The 18254-nt window shown below is 71.5% G+C and carries 14 protein-coding genes; 2 read left to right on the top strand and 12 right to left on the bottom strand.

Translation table 11 applies throughout. The annotated features are described in order from the left end of the window. Window positions 1-249: 249 nt before the first annotated feature. The 12 genes from ACIRF9_RS00435 to ACIRF9_RS00380 form a co-directional block, all read right to left on the bottom strand. Window positions 250-531 (bottom strand): HU family DNA-binding protein, encoded by a 282-nt coding sequence (locus ACIRF9_RS00435; RefSeq protein ID WP_004000874.1) that lies wholly within the window; start codon window positions 529-531, stop codon window positions 250-252. A gap of 294 nt (window positions 532-825) precedes the next feature. Continuing rightward, window positions 826-2244, bottom strand: a complete 1419-nt coding sequence (locus ACIRF9_RS00430; RefSeq protein WP_403814076.1) for an NAD-dependent malic enzyme — start codon at window positions 2242-2244, stop codon at window positions 826-828. 353 nt (window positions 2245-2597) lie between these two features. Beyond that, on the bottom strand, window positions 2598-5102 hold the full coding sequence (locus ACIRF9_RS00425) for a HelD family protein (protein WP_403814073.1): 2505 nt from the start codon (window positions 5100-5102) through the stop codon (window positions 2598-2600). 116 nt (window positions 5103-5218) lie between these two features. After that, window positions 5219-5995, bottom strand: a complete 777-nt coding sequence (locus ACIRF9_RS00420) for an anti-sigma factor family protein (RefSeq protein ID WP_403814070.1) — start codon at window positions 5993-5995, stop codon at window positions 5219-5221. Between the two features lie 50 nt (window positions 5996-6045). Further along, window positions 6046-6567 carry a sigma-70 family RNA polymerase sigma factor gene (locus tag ACIRF9_RS00415; RefSeq protein ID WP_010039908.1) on the bottom strand — a complete coding sequence of 174 codons (522 nt, stop codon included), beginning with the start codon at window positions 6565-6567 and terminating at the stop codon, window positions 6046-6048. A gap of 337 nt (window positions 6568-6904) precedes the next feature. Beyond that, the gene (locus ACIRF9_RS00410; protein WP_403814067.1) at window positions 6905-7525 is read right to left on the bottom strand and encodes a CGNR zinc finger domain-containing protein; all 621 of its coding nucleotides are present in this window, start codon (window positions 7523-7525) and stop codon (window positions 6905-6907) included. 277 nt (window positions 7526-7802) lie between these two features. After that, a complete protein-coding gene (locus ACIRF9_RS00405) occupies window positions 7803-8978 on the bottom strand; it encodes a uroporphyrinogen-III synthase (RefSeq protein ID WP_403814064.1) in 1176 nt (391 codons plus the stop codon). Between the two features lie 100 nt (window positions 8979-9078). Next, on the bottom strand, window positions 9079-10473 hold the full coding sequence (locus tag ACIRF9_RS00400) for a nitrate/nitrite transporter (protein ID WP_403814061.1): 1395 nt from the start codon (window positions 10471-10473) through the stop codon (window positions 9079-9081). Window positions 10474-10677: 204 nt separating this feature from the next. Then, window positions 10678-11847 (bottom strand): acyltransferase, encoded by a 1170-nt coding sequence (locus ACIRF9_RS00395; protein WP_403814057.1) that lies wholly within the window; start codon window positions 11845-11847, stop codon window positions 10678-10680. Then, on the bottom strand, window positions 11844-13970 hold the full coding sequence (locus tag ACIRF9_RS00390) for a bifunctional polysaccharide deacetylase/glycosyltransferase family 2 protein (protein WP_403816041.1): 2127 nt from the start codon (window positions 13968-13970) through the stop codon (window positions 11844-11846). Before ACIRF9_RS00390 ends, ACIRF9_RS00395 begins: the two co-directional genes overlap by 4 nt. 422 nt (window positions 13971-14392) lie before the next feature. Beyond that, complete coding sequence (locus tag ACIRF9_RS00385) at window positions 14393-15028, bottom strand: hypothetical protein (protein WP_403814054.1); 636 nt, start codon at window positions 15026-15028, stop codon at window positions 14393-14395. A 358-nt stretch (window positions 15029-15386) separates the two neighbouring features. Continuing rightward, window positions 15387-16412: a LysR family transcriptional regulator gene (locus tag ACIRF9_RS00380; RefSeq protein ID WP_403814051.1), complete on the bottom strand. Its 1026-nt coding sequence runs from the start codon at window positions 16410-16412 to the stop codon at window positions 15387-15389. Window positions 16413-16496: 84 nt separating this feature from the next. On the opposite strand from ACIRF9_RS00380, the gene ACIRF9_RS00375 reads away from it, so the two are divergent. Both ACIRF9_RS00375 and ACIRF9_RS00370 read left to right on the top strand, forming a co-directional pair. Further along, the gene (locus ACIRF9_RS00375) at window positions 16497-17900 is read left to right on the top strand and encodes an MFS transporter (protein WP_403814048.1); all 1404 of its coding nucleotides are present in this window, start codon (window positions 16497-16499) and stop codon (window positions 17898-17900) included. Then, on the top strand, window positions 17812-18204 hold the full coding sequence (locus ACIRF9_RS00370) for a DddA-like double-stranded DNA deaminase toxin (RefSeq protein ID WP_403814045.1): 393 nt from the start codon (window positions 17812-17814) through the stop codon (window positions 18202-18204). The genes ACIRF9_RS00375 and ACIRF9_RS00370 overlap by 89 nt, the downstream gene beginning before the upstream one ends. Window positions 18205-18254: the final 50 nt, after the last annotated feature.

Here is an 18254-nt window from a genome sequence, read left to right as displayed (position 1 = left end):
GGGTCCGGGGGTCGTCCCCCGGGCAGGCACAGCATGGAGAAGCTCGTGGAGCTGGGAGCGAAGGTGGAACTGCCGGGCAAGGCACTCGGCTGACCCGACCCCCGGAGAAGCTCGTGGAGCTGGGCGCCGAGGTGGAACTGCCGGGCAAGGCACTCGGCAAGTAGCGGGCGGCCTCCAGCGCACACCACGATGGGGCGGCACCCGAAGACCGGGTGCCGCCCCATCGGCGCTCTCAGCGGAGCGTGAGCGTCACTTGCCCTTGGCCGCTTCCTTGAGCTTCGAGCCCGCGGAGACCTTCACGCTGTAGCCGGCCGGGATCTGGATCGGGTCGCCGGTCTGCGGGTTGCGCGCGGTGCGAGCGGCACGGTGGGTGCGCTCGAAGGTCAGGAAGCCGGGGATGGTGACCTTCTCGTCGCCCTTGGAGACGATGTCGCCGACGACCTCGGCGAACGCGGCCAGCACGGCGTCAGCGTCCTTGCGGGTCACCTCGGCGCGGTCGGCCAGCGCGGCCACCAGCTCACTGCGGTTCATGTTGTTACTCCCGTGTTCTTCTTGCCGTTGCGGCGTGCCACGCGGCGGTGCCGCCGCATGTTGGGCACAGCGAAAAAGTCGATGTGCACGCGCCCAGAGACGCATCCTGCCCCCACCTGCTGCGGGAAAGCCAATCCGGCACCCGCAGGAGTCGTGAGAACACCCTTGGGAGTCACACGAAGAGGCCTGAGCCCGGCCGTCACGATAGGGCTCACCACTGACAGCGAGTTTCACGACGCGCCGGTGCGGGAACCGTGGCGCTCCTCACAGTCCCCGCACAATGCGTAGCCCAGATTACGACGCCGACGCGCCGGCCGCCTTCGCGGCGTCCCGCACCGCGCCGGCCACCGCGCCCGCGACCTTGTCGTTGAAGACGCTCGGGATGATGTAGTTCGCGTTCAGCTCGTCGTCGCTCACGACGTCCGCCAGGGCCTTCGCGGCCGCGAGCATCATCTCGGTGTTGACGGTGCGGGACTGGGCGTCCAGCAGGCCGCGGAAGACGCCCGGGAAGACCAGCACGTTGTTGATCTGGTTCGGGAAGTCGGAGCGGCCGGTGGCCACGACGGCGGCCGTCTGGCGGGCGACCGCCGGGTCCACCTCGGGGTCGGGGTTCGCGAGCGCGAACACGATCGCACCCTCGGCCATGGCGGCCACGTCGTCGCCGTCGAGGACGTTCGGGGCGGAGACGCCGATGAAGACGTCGGCGCCGCGCACGGCCTCCTTGAGGGTGCCGGTGAGGCCCTCGGGGTTGGTGTTGTCGGCGATCCAGCGCAGGGCCGAGTCGGGCGCGGCGTCCACCAGGTCCTCGCGGCCGGCGTGCACGACGCCGTGGATGTCGGCGACGACGGCGTTCTTCACGCCGGCGGCGATCAGCAGCTTGAGGATGGCGGTGCCGGCCGCTCCGGCGCCGGACATCACGACGCGGACGTTCTCAATTCCCTTGCCCACGACGCGAAGTGCGTTGGTGAGGGAGGCGAGGACGACGATCGCGGTGCCGTGCTGGTCGTCGTGGAAGACGGGGATGTCGAGGGCCTCGCGCAGACGGGCCTCGATCTCGAAGCAGCGCGGGGCGGAGATGTCCTCGAGGTTGATGCCGGCGAAGCCCGGGGCGATCGCCTTGACGATCTCGACGATGGCGTCGGTGTCCTGGGTGTCCAGGCAGAGCGGCCAGGCGTCGATGCCGGCGAAGCGCTTGAAGAGGGCGGCCTTGCCCTCCATGACGGGCAGGGCGGCCTTGGGGCCGATGTTGCCCAGGCCCAGCACGGCGGAGCCGTCCGTCACGACCGCAACGGAGTTGCGCTTGATGGTGAGGCGGCGGGCGTCCTCGGGGTTCTCGGCGATCGCCATGCAGACGCGGGCGACACCGGGCGTGTAGACCATGGAGAGGTCGTCACGGTTGCGGATGGGGTGCTTCGACGCCATCTCGATCTTGCCGCCGAGGTGCATCAGGAACGTACGGTCGGAGACCTTGCCGAGGGTGACGCCCTCGATCAGACGGAGCTGCTCGACGATCTCGTCGGCGTGCGCGGTCGAGGTGGCCGCGATGGTGACGTCGATCCGGAGCTTCTCGTGCCCGGAGGCGGTGACGTCGAGGCCGGTGACCGAGCCTCCGTGGGACTCGACGGCCGTGGTGAGCTGGGAGACCGCGGTTCCGCTCGCGGGCACCTCCAGCCGGACCGTCATCGAGTAGGAGACGCTGGGCGCCGTTGCCATGGCCGACTTCCTCTGCACTGCTGGGTCGCGGGTTTGCCGTCCGATCGTCGCACCTACCGACGAGTACGTGAAAGCCGCCCTCAATTGCGATCGTTTTGTTCTCGATGAGCCCCGACAAACTCGATGAGCCCCAATAAAGAAGAGACCCACGTCACATCGGACGTGGGTCTCTTCCTCCGTTCATGACACCGACCCGCCATGCTCGCCTCGCGGCAAGTGGTCGCTCGTAGCGACGAAGGTTGGGCCCGGGGGCTTGGATCGAGCCGGTGTCACACCCAGGCTAACAAACGATCCCCGAACACCATTCCCGTCCGGGCCGGTTCACAGGAAACGATCCGCCGACCGCGTGGACCTCAGTCCCTGAGCAGGTCGGGGACGCCCTGTGCGTCCGGTTCGTCCCGCTCGCCGGAGACCACCGTGAGCTGCTGCGTGGCCCGGGTCAGGGCGACGTACAGCACCCGCAGGCCGGCCGGGGACTCGTCGGCGATCTCCGCGGGTGAGACGACGACCGTGGCGTCGTACTCCAGGCCCTTGGCCTCCAGGCTGCCGAGGGCGACGACCCGGTCGCCGAGTCCGGCGAGCCAGCGGCGGGCCTCCTCGCGGCGCTGCATGGCGACGACGACGCCGACGGTGCCGTCGACCTGTGCCAGGAGCCGTTCGGCCTCGGCGCGGACGGTTGCGGCGAGGGAGTCCCGTACGGCGGTGAAGCGGGGGACGAGACCGGTGGAGCGGACCGCCGAGGGGGACTCGGCGCCGGGCATGGCGAGGGCCAGCACCTTGGCCGCCAGCTCGGCGATCTCGGCCGGGTTGCGGTAGTTCACGGTGAGCTCGAAGCGACGGCGGGGGCGGGTGCCGAGGGCCTCGTCGCGGGCCTCGGCGGCCTCGTCGGGGTCGGACCAGGAAGACTGGGCCGGGTCGCCGACGACCGTCCAGGTGGCGTGCCGGCCGCGGCGGCCGACCATGCGCCACTGCATGGGCGTGAGGTCCTGGGCCTCGTCGACGATGACGTGCGCGTACTCGACGCGCTCGGCGGCGAGCCGCTCCGCGCGCTCACGCTGCGTCTCCTCGCGCACCGGCATCAGCTCCTCCAGTCCGGTGAGCTGGTCCAGCGGGTCGAGTTCGCGCTTCTTCTTCGGGCGGGCCGGGGTGCCGAGGATCGCCTGGAGCTCGTCGAGCAGGGCGATGTCGTGCACCGAGTGGCCGTCCCGCTTCAGCGAGCGGGCGACCTTGCGGACCTCGCCCGGGTTGAGGATCCGGCGGGCCCAGCGGCCGAGCCGCCGCTCGTCGGCCATCGCCGCGAGGACGGCTCTCGGGGTCAGCTCGGGCCACCAGGCGTCGAGGAACTCGATGAAGGAGTCCTCGGTGGTCACGTCCTCGTCGAAGGAGGAACGCAGCTCGGCGGCCAGCTCGGGGTCGGTGTGCCGGCCGGCGGCGCCGGAACGCTCCCACAGGGCGTCCAGGAGCAGCTTGCGGGCACGGGGGCGCAGCAGGTTGACGGGGGCGGTGCCGCTGAGGGCGCTCTGCCGGATCCGCTCCAGGTCCGCCGACTCCAGCTCCAGCCGCCGCCCGAAGGCGACGACGCGGAGACGGGTGGGCGTTCCGGCGGGAGCGGTCTCCTCGGCCGCGGTGTCGTCCGGGGCGTCGAAGGCGAGCTGCCCGGCCGGGGCACCCCGACGCGCACCACCGCGCTCCCGGGCCACGCCCGCGCCACCGTTCTCACGGGCCACGCCCGCCCCACCGTTCTCACGGGCCACGCCCGCACGCCGGCCCGCGCCGCCGGCCGTCCGGGTCGTGCCCGTCCCGCCCGGTCCCAGTTCCAGTGCCCCGCGCGCGGCCTTCCGCAGCACTCTCAGCATCCGGTACGACCCCTTGGCGCGGGCCACCGACGGGGCGTCGTACACGGTGGCCTCCGCGCCGTCGACGAGGGAGCCGATGGCGCGGATGGCGACCTGGCCCTCCTCGCCGAGGGAGGGGAGGACACCCTCGGTGTAAGCGACCAGCAGGGGGGTGGGCGAGACGATGAGGATGCCGCCCGCGTACCGGCGCCGGTCCTGGTAGAGGAGGTAGGCCGCCCGGTGCAGCGCGACGGCCGTCTTGCCCGTGCCCGGTCCGCCCTCGACGTACGTCACGGAGGCGGCGGGGGCGCGGATGACCAGGTCCTGCTCGGCCTGGATGGAGGCGACGATGTCCCGCATGGTGTGGCTGCGGGCCTGGCCGAGCGCGGCCATCAGGGCGCCGTCGCCGATCACGGGCAGCTCGTCGCCGCCGAGGTACGCCTTGAGCTCGGGGCGCATCAGGTCGTCCTCGACGCCGAGGACGCGCCGGCCCTTGGAACGGATGACCCGGCGCCGGACGACCCGCCCCGGGTCCACGGGGGTGGACCGGTAGAAGGGGGCCGCCGCCGGTGCCCGCCAGTCGATGACGAGGGGGGCGTATTCGGAGTCCAGGACTCCGATGCGGCCGATGTGGAGGGTCTCGGCGATGTCGGCGGTGTTGTCCTCCCGCACGGCTCCGTCGGCGGGTTCCACGGCGGTGTACGCGCCGTCGGGGCCCTTCTTGCCGTCCTTGCCGAGCAGCAGGTCGATCCTGCCGAACAGGAAGTCCTCGAACTCGTTGTTGAGCCGGTTGAGGTGGATGCCCGCCCGGAAGACCTGGGCGTCGCGCTCGGCGAGGGCCCCGGGCGTGCCGACCTGGCCGCGTTTGGCCGCGTCGTGCATGAGGAACTCCGCCTCGTGGATCTTCTCCTCGAGGCGCCGGTACACCTGGTCGAGGTGTTCCTGTTCGGCGGTGATCTCACGGTCCCGGACCGAGTCCGGTGCGGCGCCGACCGCGGTTTCCTGCTGAGCCTGAGCGGCCACCGGGCCCCCTTCTGACGTGCTGGGCAGCCGTCAACCGTACGCGAAGGGGACCCTCGGATGCGAGGGGCCTGCCCGGACCGGCCGGACAGGCCCAGAGGTGGTGCGTGGAACGAGTCCTACGCGTCGACCTGGACGAGCTTCTCGCCGTCGAAGGTCATGACCTCGAAGTGGTCGATCTCGTTCGGCTTGAAGGCCGCGCCGCCGACGACGTAGAGCGGGTTCTTGGCCTGTTCGGTCTTGGCGTTCGGGAGGCCGTAACCCCACTCCGGGACCGACCAGGAGGAGACCGTCTCGCGCTTGCCGTCCTTGCCGACGGCGATGAGCGAGCACTTCTCCGGACCGCTCACGTTCTTCAGCTCGACGCCGACCTCGGTGCCCCACGCCTTCTCGCCCATGGCGACGGTCGCGGTGACCTTGGTCGAGGTGTCGGTGTTCGAGACCTTGTCGGAGAGCGTCTCGAAGGTGGACTTGGCGGGGTTGGTGGTGCTGGTCGCCACGGGCGCCTTGCCGCCGTCGTCACCGCCGGTCGCGGCCATGACGCCGACCGGGCCGCCGATGATCAGCGCCGCGGCGGCCGCCACGAGGTAGAAGGAGCGGCGGCGCTTCTGGGCGCGGCGCTCGGACACCTCGTCGACCAGCCGCTCCACGAGGCGCGGGCTGGGGCGGGCGGACAGGGAGTCGCCGATCGCGGGTGTCCCGGAGCCGGGCAGGTCCGCGAGCGCGGCCAGCATCGGTTCCATCCCGGCGAGTTCGTCGAGCTGTTGCGCGCACCACTCGCATCCGGCGAGGTGTGCTTCGAAGGCGGTCGCCTCGGCGTCGTCGAGGATGCCGAGGGCGTAGGCGCCCACGGTCTCGTGTTCGCTCGGGCTCGGAGATCCCACTGATCCCTGCATGGGGCCAGACATACCCGCACCACCTGATCCGAATCCCCCGTAAATGCTCATCACGCCGTCACCCCCCGCTCCTCCAGAGCCAGCTTCATCGACCGCAGGGCGTAGAACACCCGAGAGCGGACGGTGCCACTGGGTATGCCCAGCGTCTCGGCCGCCTCATTGACGGTACGCCCCTTGAAGTACGTCTCGACGAGCACCTCCCGGTGGGCCGGGGTCAGGTCGTCGAGTGCATCGGACAGCGTCATCAGCCACAGCGCCTTGTCGATCTCGTCCTCCGCGGGGATGACCTCCAGCGGCGACGGGTCGACCTCCTGCGGCCGGGCCTGCCGGCTGCGGTGGCCGTCGATGACGATGCGGCGAGCGACCGTCACCAGCCAGGGGCGTACCGATCCGGTCGCTCGATTGAGCTGGCCGGCGTTCTTCCAGGCACGGATGAGTGTCTCCTGCACTACGTCCTCGGCACGCTGCCGGTCTCCGGCAACCAGGCGCAGGACATACGCAAGCAGGGGTCCGGCATGCTCCCGATACAGAGCACGCATCAGCTCCTCGTCAGGTTCCGAGGGCTGGGACATGCGATGTCGGGCCCTCGATCCACGTTCATTGGCCACGGCCGCATCCTTGCGCACGCCCACCTCCGGTGTCCGGGGGATCCCCCGTTAGGTCGCTCGACGATGGGTACGCAGCAGGGGTGTTGGGTGTTCAAACCGAGGAGACAGTTTTCTTCGGGGTGTCATGACGAGGGGGACATGGCGGCACATTCCCGCCGCTTCTTCTTCACATTTTCGCCACACTGACAAGTTCACGCGGGTTGCCCTTGCTCAGGCATGGGCAAACATGATGTTGTCGAAATCACTTCGACAAATTTTCGACGACGCTGCCCCAAGGCCCTGTGCATTTCCTGTCAGCTCATCAGAGAAGGCGTATACCGGGCAGTTGGGCTCGGGCGAGCGCGGCGCGCCGGCGGTGCCGTGCGACCCGTTCCCGGTTGCCGCAGATCTCGCTCGAACACCACCGCCGGCGCCGCCCCCGGGACGTGTCGACGTACAGGATCGGGCAGTTGTCCCCCTCGCACTCCCGCAGCCCGGCCCGCGCGACGGGATCCGTGAGCAGCTCCACGGCGTCCCGCGCGACGGCGGCGAGCAGCGCGGCGCACTCCGGCGGTCCGTCCAACTCCCTTACGAGGGTGCCGTCCTCGTCGCGTACGGCGCGGGGGACGGGCGGCGCGACCCGCGCGGCGTCGTTGAGGCGGGAGAGGTCGACGTCGTACGGACCGGGGTGGGTGCGCGCCAGCCAGCCCCGCACCAACCGGTCTACACCGGACCGCAGTTCGCGGAACGCGGTGGGCCAGGAGGCGTCGGCGTGGGTCAGCGGCGTGTCCGGCGGGACGAGTCCGGCGCCCCGGATCCACGCGCACAACGGCTCTACGCCGTCGAGGTGTTCATGGGGATGGCTGGTCGCGAGGAGGTCGAGACAACTGCGTCCGGCGTCGAACCGCAGCTCGTAGGGGTCCGTGACCGCGCCCAGTGCCATGCGCCACCGCCTGCATCGGAACGTTCCTGCCGAAACCGTTCCCCACACAGTGCCCTGGGTCCCACCCGGACCGGAACCCCCCGTACCAGCGCCCGCAGCTGCGGGCAGCCGCCCATCCGCTCAGCTGCGGGCAGTCGTGCCGCTGGGGCGATGGGGGTCCCCCCGCTCGAGCGAAGCCGAGAGTGGGGGAGGGTGGGCGCAGCGGCACCCCGCGAGCGCCGGGCCGCGCGCCCCACCCCCGCCCAGCCCCAGCGCCGGGCGCCCCATCAACTACGGCTCACACGTCCGCGTACTTCGCATCGGCCGCCGGATCCAACGCCAGCCGATACCCCCGCTTCACCACGGTCTGAATCAGCTTCGGCGCCCCCAACGCGGTCCGCAGACGCGCCATCGCCGTCTCGACGGCATGCTCGTCCCGCCCCGCGCCCGGCAACGCCCGCAGCAGATCCGCCCGAGGCACCACCCACCCCGGCCGCCGCGACAGCGCCCGCAGCAGCGACATGCCCGCCGGCGGCACCGGCTTCAGACACCCGTCCACCAGCACCGCGTGCCCCCGGATCTCCACCCGGTGCCCCGCGATCGGCAACGCCCGCGCCCGCCCTGGCAGTTCCTGGCACAGCAGCTGCACCAGCGGCCCGAGGCGGAAGCGCTCCGGCTGGACGGTGTCCACGCCGTGCGCCTGCAGGGGCAGCGCGGTGACCGGCCCGACGCAGGCCGGCAGCACGTCGTGGTGGAGCGCGGCGAGCAGCTCGGGCAGCAGCCCCCGTTCCTCCGCGCGGGAGAACAGGGACGCGGCGGCCGGCGCGCTGGTGAAGGTGATCGCGTCGAGACCGCGTGAGACGGTCGCGTCGAGGAGCCGGTCGAGCGGCGCGATGTCCTCGGGCGGCATCCACCGGTACACCGGCACGCCCACGACCTCCGCTCCCCCGGCCCGCAGCGACTCCACGAACCCGGGCAGCGGCTCCCCGTGCAGCTGGACGGCGATACGACGGCCCTCGACGCCCTCCTCCAGGAGCCGGTCGAGCACCTCGGCCATGGACTCGGACGACGGCGACCACTCCTCGGTGAGCCCCGCGGCACGGATGGCGCCCTTGACCTTGGGGCCGCGGGCGAGCAGTTCCACCCCGCCGAGCCGGGCGAGCAGCGGCTCGCCGAGCCCCCACCCCTCGGCGGCCTCGATCCAGCCCCGGAAACCGATCGCGGTCGTCGCCACGACCACGTCCGGCGCCTGCTCGATGAGGTCCTTGGTCGCGGCGAGCAGCTCACCGTCGTCGGCGAGCGGCACGATCCGCAGGGCGGGCGCGTGCACCACCGACGCCCCGCGCCGCTGGAGCAGCGCGCCGAGCTCCTCGGCCCGGCGCGCGGCCGTCACGCCCACGGTGAAGCCCGCCAGGGGGCCGTGTTCCACGGCCCCGGTGGAGGTGGCGTCCGGTCGCTGCTGTTCCTGGTACATAACTCTCGTCCCGCACTCGAGTCGCCCTGCTCTTACATGCCGCCGAGCCTGTCAACGGTGCGTGACAGGCTCGGTTCGGCTTCATGTCGCCAGTGTTACGTCACACCTCGGCGTAGCTGAGCTGCGGCTTCGCCTCGGAGGCCGTGCTGGACGCCGTGACCCTGCCGACCGGGCGGCGAAGGTATACGGCCCAGGTGACCGCGAAGCAGGCCGCGTAGAAGGCGAGGAAGGCGACGAACGCGCCGGTTCCGGAGCCGTAGGAGAGGAAGGACTGACGGAAGGCCAGGTTGATGCCGACACCGCCGAGCGCGCCGACCGCGCCGATGAGTCCCATGGAGGCACCGGACAGGCGCCGGCCGTAGGCGGCGGCCTCCTCGCCCTCGAGGCCCTTCGCGACGGCCTTCGCCTGGAAGATGCCGGGGATCATCTTGTACGTCGACCCGTTGCCGAGCCCGGTGAGGATGAACAGCACCACGAAGACGGAGACGAACAGCGGCAGCGACTTCTGCATGCTGGCGAAGACCAGGACGCCGGTGGCGGCGGCCATGCCGACGTAGTTGTAGAGGGTGATCTTCGCGCCGCCGTACTTGTCGGCCAGCCAGCCGCCCACCGGGCGGATCAGCGAGCCGAGCAGCGGGCCGATGAAGGTGAGGTAGGCCGCCTGCAGGGGCGTACGGCCGAACTGGTTCGTCAGGACCTGGCCGAAGGCGAAGCTGTAGCCGATGAACGAGCCGAAGGTGCCGATGTAGAGGAAGGACATGATCCAGGTGTGGGCGTCCTTCGCGGAGTCGATCGCGGCGCCGGTGTCGTTCTTCACGGACGACAGGTTGTCCATGTACAGCGCGGCGAGGGTCGCGGCGATCACGATCAGCGGGATGTAGATCCCGAGCAGCACGCGCGGGCCGCCGCTGGCGCCGATCACGGCGAGGCCGGCGAGCTGGAGGACCGGCACGCCGATGTTGCCGCCGCCCGCGTTCAGGCCGAGCGCCCAGCCCTTCTTCTTGAGCGGGAAGAAGGCGTTGATGTTGGTCATGGAGGAGGCGAAGTTGCCGCCACCGATGCCCGCGAGCAGGCCGACCAGGAGGAAGGTGCCGAACGAGGTGCCCGGCTTCATCACGGCGAACGCGGCGACCGTGGGGACCAGCAGCAGCGCGGCGGAGACGATCGTCCAGTTACGGCCGCCGAAGATCGCGACGGCGAAGGTGTACGGCACCCGGACGACCGCGCCGACCAGCGTCACCATGGACGTCAGCAGGAACTTGTCGGCCGGGGTGAGGCCGTACTCCGGGCCCATGAAGAGCACCAGCACGGACCACATCGTCCAGATCGAGAAGCCGATGTGCTCGGAGAGGACGGAGAAGACGAGGTTCCGGCGGGCGATCTTCTCGCCCTTCTCGTTCCAGAAGGTCTCGTTCTCCGGGTCCCACTCCTCGATCCAGCGGCTCCCCTTTTTCGTGGGGGACGGGGGTGCGGCGGCTGTTCCAGGGGCTGTCATGACGCCTCCACGTGCTCCGGGCTCGGGCGGTTCGGGGTGATGAGCGGTGATGAGTCCCGAAGGTAGGGAGGGCGCGTTTCCGGTCCTGTGGCTGTCGGTGACCGGAAGGGAACGTTGCTCTCACCTCGGGCCGAGGCCGGGTGAGAGGTTTTGGGCAAGGGTACGCGAGCCGTTCCGGTGGGCCCGGGAGCTCGGCCCCGGGGTTCAGGCCCGGTGGCTCCCGGTCCGCCCGTCCGGCCAGAGGCGGGGCCGCCGCTTGGCCGCCAGGTCCTCCACCCAGCCGAAACAGAGGACGCACAGCGCGGTGAGGAGCCAGACGCACGGCAGCTGTGGCCAGGGGCTCTCCAGCAGCCAGGGGCTGTTCTCCTCCAGCCAGGCGAGGCTCCACAGGTGGTCCCAGAGCGCCTCGACGACGCCGATGCACACGTTGTGCCACAGGTAGATCGTCACGGCCCGGGAGTTGAGGAGGGTGACGAGCCGGTCCCAGCGGCGCAGCGGGCGGGGCCACTCGGACCAGGACGGGCTGATGTGCAGGAGCAGCAGGACCGCCGCGAAGGACCACAGGGACTGGGCGAAGGGCATGTCGTCGAGGTCGTGGCCCTGCTTGAAGCCGTGGGTGAGGGCGTACCAGAGGCCGAATCCGGCCACCGCCGGTGCCAGGGACGGCACCGCGTAGCGGGGCAGGCGGCGCAGTACGCCCTCCTGGTGGGCCATGCCCAGCAGCCAGCACGCGCCGAAGGCGCCGAAGTCGCTGAGGTTGGAGTCCAGCCGCCAGCTCGGCACCGACAGCGCGCCGGCCTCCAGGGCGGCGGACAGCGCGATCGGCGCGAGGATCGTCGGCCAGGGCGCGGCCCGCAGGGCGCGCAGCAGCAGCGGGGAGAGGAGGACGAACCAGAGGTAGGCGCGGATGTACCAGAGGGGTACGGCCAGGTCGACCGCCCAGCCGTCGGCGATCAGCCCGTGCACCCCGGGCAGGTTCTCGCCGTACGGCGGGTCGCTGAGCGGGAGGATCCAGAAGGTGAGGTGGAGCCACCACCAGCCGGGGTGTCCGTCGTCGTCCGGTCCCCAGCCCGCCAGCAGCATGCCGGTCACGCCGACCGCGCCCAGCATCCACAGCGGGGGCAGCAGCCGGCGCATGCGTCCGCGGACGACCTCCAGGGCGGGCCGTTTCCCGAGGGAGCGGGCCATGAGGTTACCGGCGAGGGCGAACATCACGCCCATGGAGGGGAAGAGGACGGGCAGCCAGGCCCAGCCCATGAGGTGGTAGAAGACGACGCGGAAGAGGGCGACGGCCCGCAGCAGGTCGAAGTAGCGGTCGCGTCCCTTGGGCGCGGGCGTCGGGACGGTGACGTCGGTCGGCTGGGTGGTCGTCATGCCGCGCTGCCCTCCACGGCGGCCGTGGTCTCGCCCGGGGGAGCCGCCACCTGTCCCTTCCTGCGCAGCTTCTGCCAGCGCAGCCGGCCGCCGGTGAGAGCGGTGATCCAGGACTGGAGCAGGACCACGTACATCAGCTGGCGGTAGAGGAGCTGCTGGAGCGGGAGGGAGACGAGGGGGGTGAGTTTCTCGCGATCGAGGACGAAGGCGTACGCGGCGCAGCCCGCCTGCACGGCGAGGACGCCGAACCAGGCCGCGATCGTCCTGCCGGTGGGTCCGAAGAGCAGCCCGTAGACGAGGAACAGGTCGATGAGGGGGGCGAGGAGCGGGGCGACGACCATGAAGAGGGAGACCAGGGGGAGGCCCACGCGGCCGAAACGGCCGGACGGTCCCCGCTCCACGAGGGCCCGGCGGTGCTTCCAGATCGCCTGCATGGTGCCGTAGCACCAGCGGTAGCGCTGGGACCACAGCTGCTGGACGGACTCGGGGGCCTCGGTCCAGGCCCGCGCTTTCTCGGCGTACACGACCTTCCAGCCGTCCCGGTGGATGGCCATGGTGATGTCGGTGTCCTCGGCGAGGGTGTCGTCGCTCATGCCGCCGACCCGGTCGAGGGCGGAGCGGCGGAAGGCGCCGACGGCCCCCGGGATGGTGGGCATGCAGCGCAGGACGTCGTACATACGGCGGTCGAGGTTGAAGCCCATCACGTACTCGATGTGCTGCCAGGCGCCGATGAGGGTGTCCTTGTTGCCGACCTTGGCGTTGCCGGCGACGGCGCCGACGGTCGGGTCGGCGAAGGGCTGGACGAGTTCGCGGACGGTGGCGGGCTCGAAGACGGTGTCGCCGTCCATCATCACGATCAGGTCGTGTCTGGCGTTGGCGATACCCCGGTTGAGGGCGGCGGGCTTGCCCGCGTTGAGCTGCCGCACGACCCGTACGCCGGGCAGGGCGAGGTCCTCGACGATGCGGGCGGTGCCGTCGCTGGAGCCGTCGTCGACGACGACGATCTCGATCGGGTGCTCGCTCCTCATCAGCGAGCGCACGGTGTTCTCGATGCACTTGGCCTCGTTGTACGCGGGCACGAGCACGGACGCCGGTTCGGTGACGGGCGCGTCGGGCCCCCAGACGAAACCACGCCGTCGGGTGCGACGGGTGTGGATCGCGGAGAGCAGCAGCATCAGGCCGAAGCGGGCGAGGACGAGGAAGCCGATGACGGCGAGGCCGACGACGAGGACGCCGGTGATGTCGTCGGAGGCCGAGACCAGGAAGACCCAGGCCTTGCCCTTCCACAGCTCGGCGCCGGTGACGGGGGTGTGCGCGCTGGGTGCCTTCAGGGCCTCGGTGAGGTTCTGGAACCTGTACCCCTTCTTCTGCAGTTCGGGCAGATAGGTGTCCAGGGCCTCGACGGTCTGGTGCCGGTCGCCGCCGGAGTCGTGCATCAGGACGATCGCGCCCTTGCCGCCCCGCGGCGTGGAGTTGCGGATGATCTGCCGTACGCCCGGCCTGCGCCAGTCCTCGCTGTCGGCGGTGGTGAAGACAGTGAGGTAGCCGCGGGTGCCGACGTACTGGGTGACCGGCCAGGAGGCGTTGTCGAGGGCGTCGGCGGAGGAGGAGTAGGGCGGCCGGAAGAGGGAGGTCCGGATTCCGGCCGCGCCCGCCAGGGCCAGCTGGTTCTGGGTTAGCTCCCAGTCGATGCGCTTCTTCGACTGGTAGGAGAGGTCGGGGTGGTTGAAGGTGTGCAGCCCGATCTCGTGGCCTTCCGCGACCATCCGGCGGACCAGGTCCGGGTAGCGGGAGGCCATGGTGCCGGTGATGAAGAAGACGGCGTGCGCGCGGTGCTCCTTCAGGACGTCGAGGACCTCGGGGGTCCACTTCGGGTCGGGCCCATCGTCGAAGGTGAGGACGATCCGGCGGTCCGGCACGTCCAGGCTGCTGGTCTTCCCGCCCCGGGTGTCGACGACCGGCCCGCCGTCGAGTATCCGCTGCGGCACCTTGTCGGCGGCGGCCTCGGGGCGGATCCGGTAGTCGGCGAGGATCTCGCTGTGCACATAGCCGCGCAGCATCAGCATCGCCATCATCGCCAGCAGGACGACGAGCGGGAGCAGATGGCGCAGCCGCAGCGGCATCAGCCGCCTGCGCCCGGCGGAGGGCGATGCCCCTCCGCCGGGCCCGCCGGACGCGCGGCGGGCGGTCCGGACACGGGACGGGCGGCCGCCGGGGCGGCGTGCGGAACGCCGGCCCGGCGCGGACTGCCCGACGACGAAGCGTCGGGTCGAACGCCGGTTGGTGCGAGGTGCCATGAGAGGTCGTACTCCGGGGACGGGGATCGGACGACGGGAGGGGGCGAACGGGTATCCGGGAGAAGGGAGGCGTGGAGACAGAGGCCTTGATGACGGAGACCTACGGGCACGGCAGACCAGCGGCTCCGACCGAACCCGGTCACACCCCGGACTCGACGCCATCGCCTCCAGGCCCGCTGTGCGGGGACGGACACAAGGACGGACACAGAGACCAACGGCCCCCGCCGAACCCCGTCACACCCCGGTCTCTACGCCACCGGTGCCGGGGCGGGTGTACCGGCGGCCAGGTTGTTGGACACGCCGCCCGCCGGGGACGGGGAGGACTCGGGTGAGGGGCTGGCGGGCGGGGAGGAGGCCGGCGGCTGAGGGGAGGAGGAGCCGCCGACGACCGGGCTGCTCGGGCCGGGGGCGGAGGTGGAGGTGCTGGGTGCCGTACTGGGGCGGGCGGCGCCGCTCGCGGACGGGCGGGCGGCGGCGGAGCCGGTCGGTGCGGCGACGCTGCCGGAGGCGCTGGGCCCGGTGCTCGCGCTCCCTCGGGCCGGTGTGCCGGCCGAGGCGGAGACGCCGGGGCTGCGGGGCGCCGCGAAGCCCGGTGCGCCGGAGGTCGCGCCGGCGGAGGCGCTCGGCGCCCGGGTGGACTCGACCCGGCCGGCCGGCGGACCGTCGTCCGGGCCCGGCACCGGCAGCCAGGGCGCGCCGGCGTTGCCCGACAGGAGCGTGGCGACGATGACGACGGCGTAGGCCGCGCAGGCGAGGCCCACCGTGATGCCGATGCGGCGGAAGGTACGGCTGCGGCGGCCGGACTCGTCGACGAAGACGGGGGCGTCGGAGGCCCCCTGACCGCCGCCCTTGGCCGCGTGCGGGGAGTCGAGCTGGACGGTCACCTCGTCCGGGTCGTTGTCCCCTTCGGCCGCATCCGGACCGTCGGTCCCGGCCCCCGCTCCCCATGGGTCACACAGCCCGCTCGACCGTTCGTTTTCGGAAAGGGCGTTCGAGTCGGTCGACTGCTCGCTTTGCGGTGGAACATCCGATAACGACCGGTGTCCGTCAACGGTCGGCACATCCCGGGTCGGAGAGGCCGCTTCGGGCCACTTCAAACCTTCCGGTTGGGCGTCTTCCCGCCATTTCTTCACGTGCGCACTTCCCCCCCACGGACTGTTCAGGGTGCGCCGACGACCCCGAGCGCGCGTCGACGAAACCGGGCCCCCACCCGGTCTCCGCGCCCCATTTACCCCACTGCGCTCAGGTCGACGAATCTAGCGCAGGCATGGGCCCTGTGTTCGCGATGTGTCTTTTGTCTACAGAAGTCATGCTCATGTCCATGGCCGGAATCCATCCCCCGGCAGGCCACTGAAGCCACCCTTCCGCCTGCCCGATCTCGACCGCGGACCGTCGAAGCGCATCGAGACCCGGATGGACCAGCCCCTTTCGCCACACCAGTGACACGGGCGACAAAGGCACCGGATCGATCAAGGGGCGCAACACCGTCCCAGGCATGGCCGGAAAGTCCACCACCGCAAGAACCGGATTGCCCGACTTTGCCATGATCCTCTGGAACTCCTCGTCCCCCACGGCGAGCGGAGCGGGCGCCGCGACCCGGATGCCGCGCCCCTCGAACAGCCGGTGGGCGAGATCGGTCCACTCCGGCGTCCGCGGGTTCCCCGCACCCGCGTACACGCTCTCCCCCGCCAGCGCGTCCAGCGGTACCTCCGGCAGCGACGCCAGCCGGTGCCGCTCGGGCAGCACGACCGCCATCGGCTCGTACCGCACGAGCTGCTGCTCCAACTGGCCGCGCAGCACCGGCTCCAGACCGGCGTACCGCCCGAACGACGTGTCCAGCCGGCCCGCGACGATCTCGACCGCCGCGCCCGTGAGCCCGCTCTCGAAGCGGGCCATCAGCTCCTGCTCGGGGGCGAGTTCACGGGCCCGGTGCAGCACCCGCCGCCCGGTGACCAGGCCCGGCGAGTTCAGGTCGACCAGCAGCGGCCGGGCCGGCCCGAACGCGGCGACCAGGTCGTCCTGCGCCTGCAGCACCCGGCGCGCGAACGGCACCAGCCGTTCCCCTTCGGCCGTCAGCGTCACCTGCCGGGTGGTCCGCACGAACAGCTCGGCCCCCAACTCCCGCTCCAGCCGCCGCACATCGCGGCTTAGCGCCTGCTGGGCGACGTAGAGACGGGCGGCGGCCCGCGTGAAGTGCAGTTCCTCGGCGACGGCGAGGAAGGCACGCAGGAGGCGGGGATCGACGTGGGTCCGACCAGGTCCGGGCATCCGGCGAACTTACAACGTGGGTGCGTGAATCGACACCGAGAAGGTGTTGGACCCCTTGATCACTCCCGGGCGACCGTGGTGGCCATGCCGCAGCCGAACCCGACCGAGCCCGGAACCGACCGGAACCCCCGGTACACCGTCACCGCCGACACCCTCGTGGCCGTCGACCTCTCCCCCCGCGTCACCCCCCGCCCCCGCCTCCGCCCCCGCCCCCGCCCCCGGGGCCCCTACCGCCGTCTCCTCTCCCTGCCCGGCGCCCGCGCCTTCACCGCCGGGAACCTCCTCGCCCGCCTGCCCATGGGCATGTTCAGCGTGAGCGCGGTCGTGATGATCGCCGGTACACGCGGCTCGTACGCCCTGGCCGGCGCCGTCACCGCGACCGGGCTCGCGGCCACCGCCCTGGTCGCGCCCTGGATCGCCCGACTCGTCGACCGGCACGGGCAGGCGCGCATCGCCGTACCGGCCACGCTCTTCGCCGCGCTCGGCAGCCTCGCGCTGCTGCTCTGCGTCCGGTACGGCGCCCCGGACTGGACCCTGTTCGCCGCGTACGCCGCCACCGCCACGACCCCCAACCTCGGCGGGATGTCCCGCGCCCGCTGGAACCACCTCCTCGACGGCGACCCGGCCGCCCTGCACACCGCGAACTCCTTCGAACAGGCCGCCGACGAGCTGTGCTTCATGCTGGGACCGGTCTGCGCGGCCTTCCTGTGCGGCACCTTCTTCCCGGAGGCGGGCACCCTGGCCGGCGCGGTCCTGCTGGTGGCGGGCGTGCTGACGTTCGCCGCCCAGCGCGCGACCGAACCGCCCCCGCACCCGCGGCCGACGGCCGCATCCCCCCTGCGCGCCCCGGGCCTGGCCCCGCTGCTCGCCGTCTGTCTCGCCCTGGGCGCGGTGTTCGGCGCGACGGAGGTCGTGACGATCGCGTTCGCCGACGAGCGCGGACACCGTACGGCGGCGGGGGTCGTCCTCGCCCTCCAGGCGGCCGGCTCCGGCGCGGCCGGTCTGCTGTACGGGGCGATACGGCCGTCGGGGCCCGCCGCGCGGCGGCACCCCTGGTGTGTCACCGCGATGACCGCGCTCCTCACCCTCCCCCTGCTCGCCGCGGCCGCGCTCGACTCGCTCCCCCTGCTGGCCGCCGCGCTGCTCGTGTCGGGGACGGCGACCGCCCCGACGATGGTCACCACCATGGCCCTGGTCCAGGAACGCACCCCGGTGGCGCGCCTCAACGAGGGCATGACCCTCGCGGTGACCGGCCTCCTGGGCGGGATCGCCTGCGGCAGCGCGACGGCCGGCTGGGTCGTCGAACACGCCTCCCCCGCGACCGGCTACATGGTCCCGCTCGCCGCGGCGACCACGGCCCTGCTCGTCTCCCTCACCGCCGCGCGGCCGCTCGGAGGCCATGGACGGCCTCAGCGACCACGTCACCAGCGCCGTGCCGACCGATGCCAATGGCTCTGTGATCGGTCCGGAGTTCAGGAGCGGCAATGACGCGGCTCAGCGTCGCGCCAACGGCATGCTTCAGCAGGCCACCGGCCGTAGGGCTCAGTGGGACGCCGCGGCACACGCCGAGCCGAAGGTCGCCCTCTGGATGAATGACAATGACGTCAGCTTCGCGAATATCGTCATCAACAACTCCTACGTGTGCGGTGGTGCGGGAGGGCAGGGCTGCGTGAATGTCCTTCCGCATATTCTCGAAAGTGGACGGTCGGTGAACGTCTGGTACCGAGACCTGCAACGAGTCTTGCAGAATACCGGGCTAATTCACGGCAGGGCCCCTAGAAGGAGCCCATAAATGACCGCTCGGCCCGATCTGTCCGCGCGATAGGATGGCGCCCACATCGG

This window comes from Streptomyces sp. NPDC096132, assembly GCF_044763345.1.
GTDB lineage: Bacteria > Actinomycetota > Actinomycetes > Streptomycetales > Streptomycetaceae > Streptomyces.
The sequence above is the reverse complement of the archived record's forward strand: the minus strand, read 5'-3'. Positions and strand labels throughout refer to the sequence as shown.

What these genes read in the sequence shown, in the direction of transcription:
- ACIRF9_RS00370 (WP_403814045.1), top strand. Translation starts at nt 17,812, where the DNA reads ATGGACGGCCTCAGCGACCACGTCACCAGCGCCGTGCCGACCGATGCC.
- ACIRF9_RS00400 (WP_403814061.1), bottom strand. Translation starts at nt 10,473, where the DNA reads ATGACAGCCCCTGGAACAGCCGCCGCACCCCCGTCCCCCACGAAAAAG.
- ACIRF9_RS00405 (WP_403814064.1), bottom strand. Translation starts at nt 8,978, where the DNA reads ATGTACCAGGAACAGCAGCGACCGGACGCCACCTCCACCGGGGCCGTG.
- ACIRF9_RS00435 (WP_004000874.1), bottom strand. Translation starts at nt 531, where the DNA reads ATGAACCGCAGTGAGCTGGTGGCCGCGCTGGCCGACCGCGCCGAGGTG.
- ACIRF9_RS00390 (WP_403816041.1), bottom strand. Translation starts at nt 13,970, where the DNA reads ATGCCGCTGCGGCTGCGCCATCTGCTCCCGCTCGTCGTCCTGCTGGCG.
- ACIRF9_RS00430 (WP_403814076.1), bottom strand. Translation starts at nt 2,244, where the DNA reads ATGGCAACGGCGCCCAGCGTCTCCTACTCGATGACGGTCCGGCTGGAG.
- ACIRF9_RS00410 (WP_403814067.1), bottom strand. Translation starts at nt 7,525, where the DNA reads ATGGCACTGGGCGCGGTCACGGACCCCTACGAGCTGCGGTTCGACGCC.
- ACIRF9_RS00415 (WP_010039908.1), bottom strand. Translation starts at nt 6,567, where the DNA reads ATGTCCCAGCCCTCGGAACCTGACGAGGAGCTGATGCGTGCTCTGTAT.
- ACIRF9_RS00420 (WP_403814070.1), bottom strand. Translation starts at nt 5,995, where the DNA reads ATGCAGGGATCAGTGGGATCTCCGAGCCCGAGCGAACACGAGACCGTG.
- ACIRF9_RS00375 (WP_403814048.1), top strand. Translation starts at nt 16,497, where the DNA reads ATGCCGCAGCCGAACCCGACCGAGCCCGGAACCGACCGGAACCCCCGG.
- ACIRF9_RS00380 (WP_403814051.1), bottom strand. Translation starts at nt 16,412, where the DNA reads ATGCCCGGACCTGGTCGGACCCACGTCGATCCCCGCCTCCTGCGTGCC.
- ACIRF9_RS00395 (WP_403814057.1), bottom strand. Translation starts at nt 11,847, where the DNA reads ATGACGACCACCCAGCCGACCGACGTCACCGTCCCGACGCCCGCGCCC.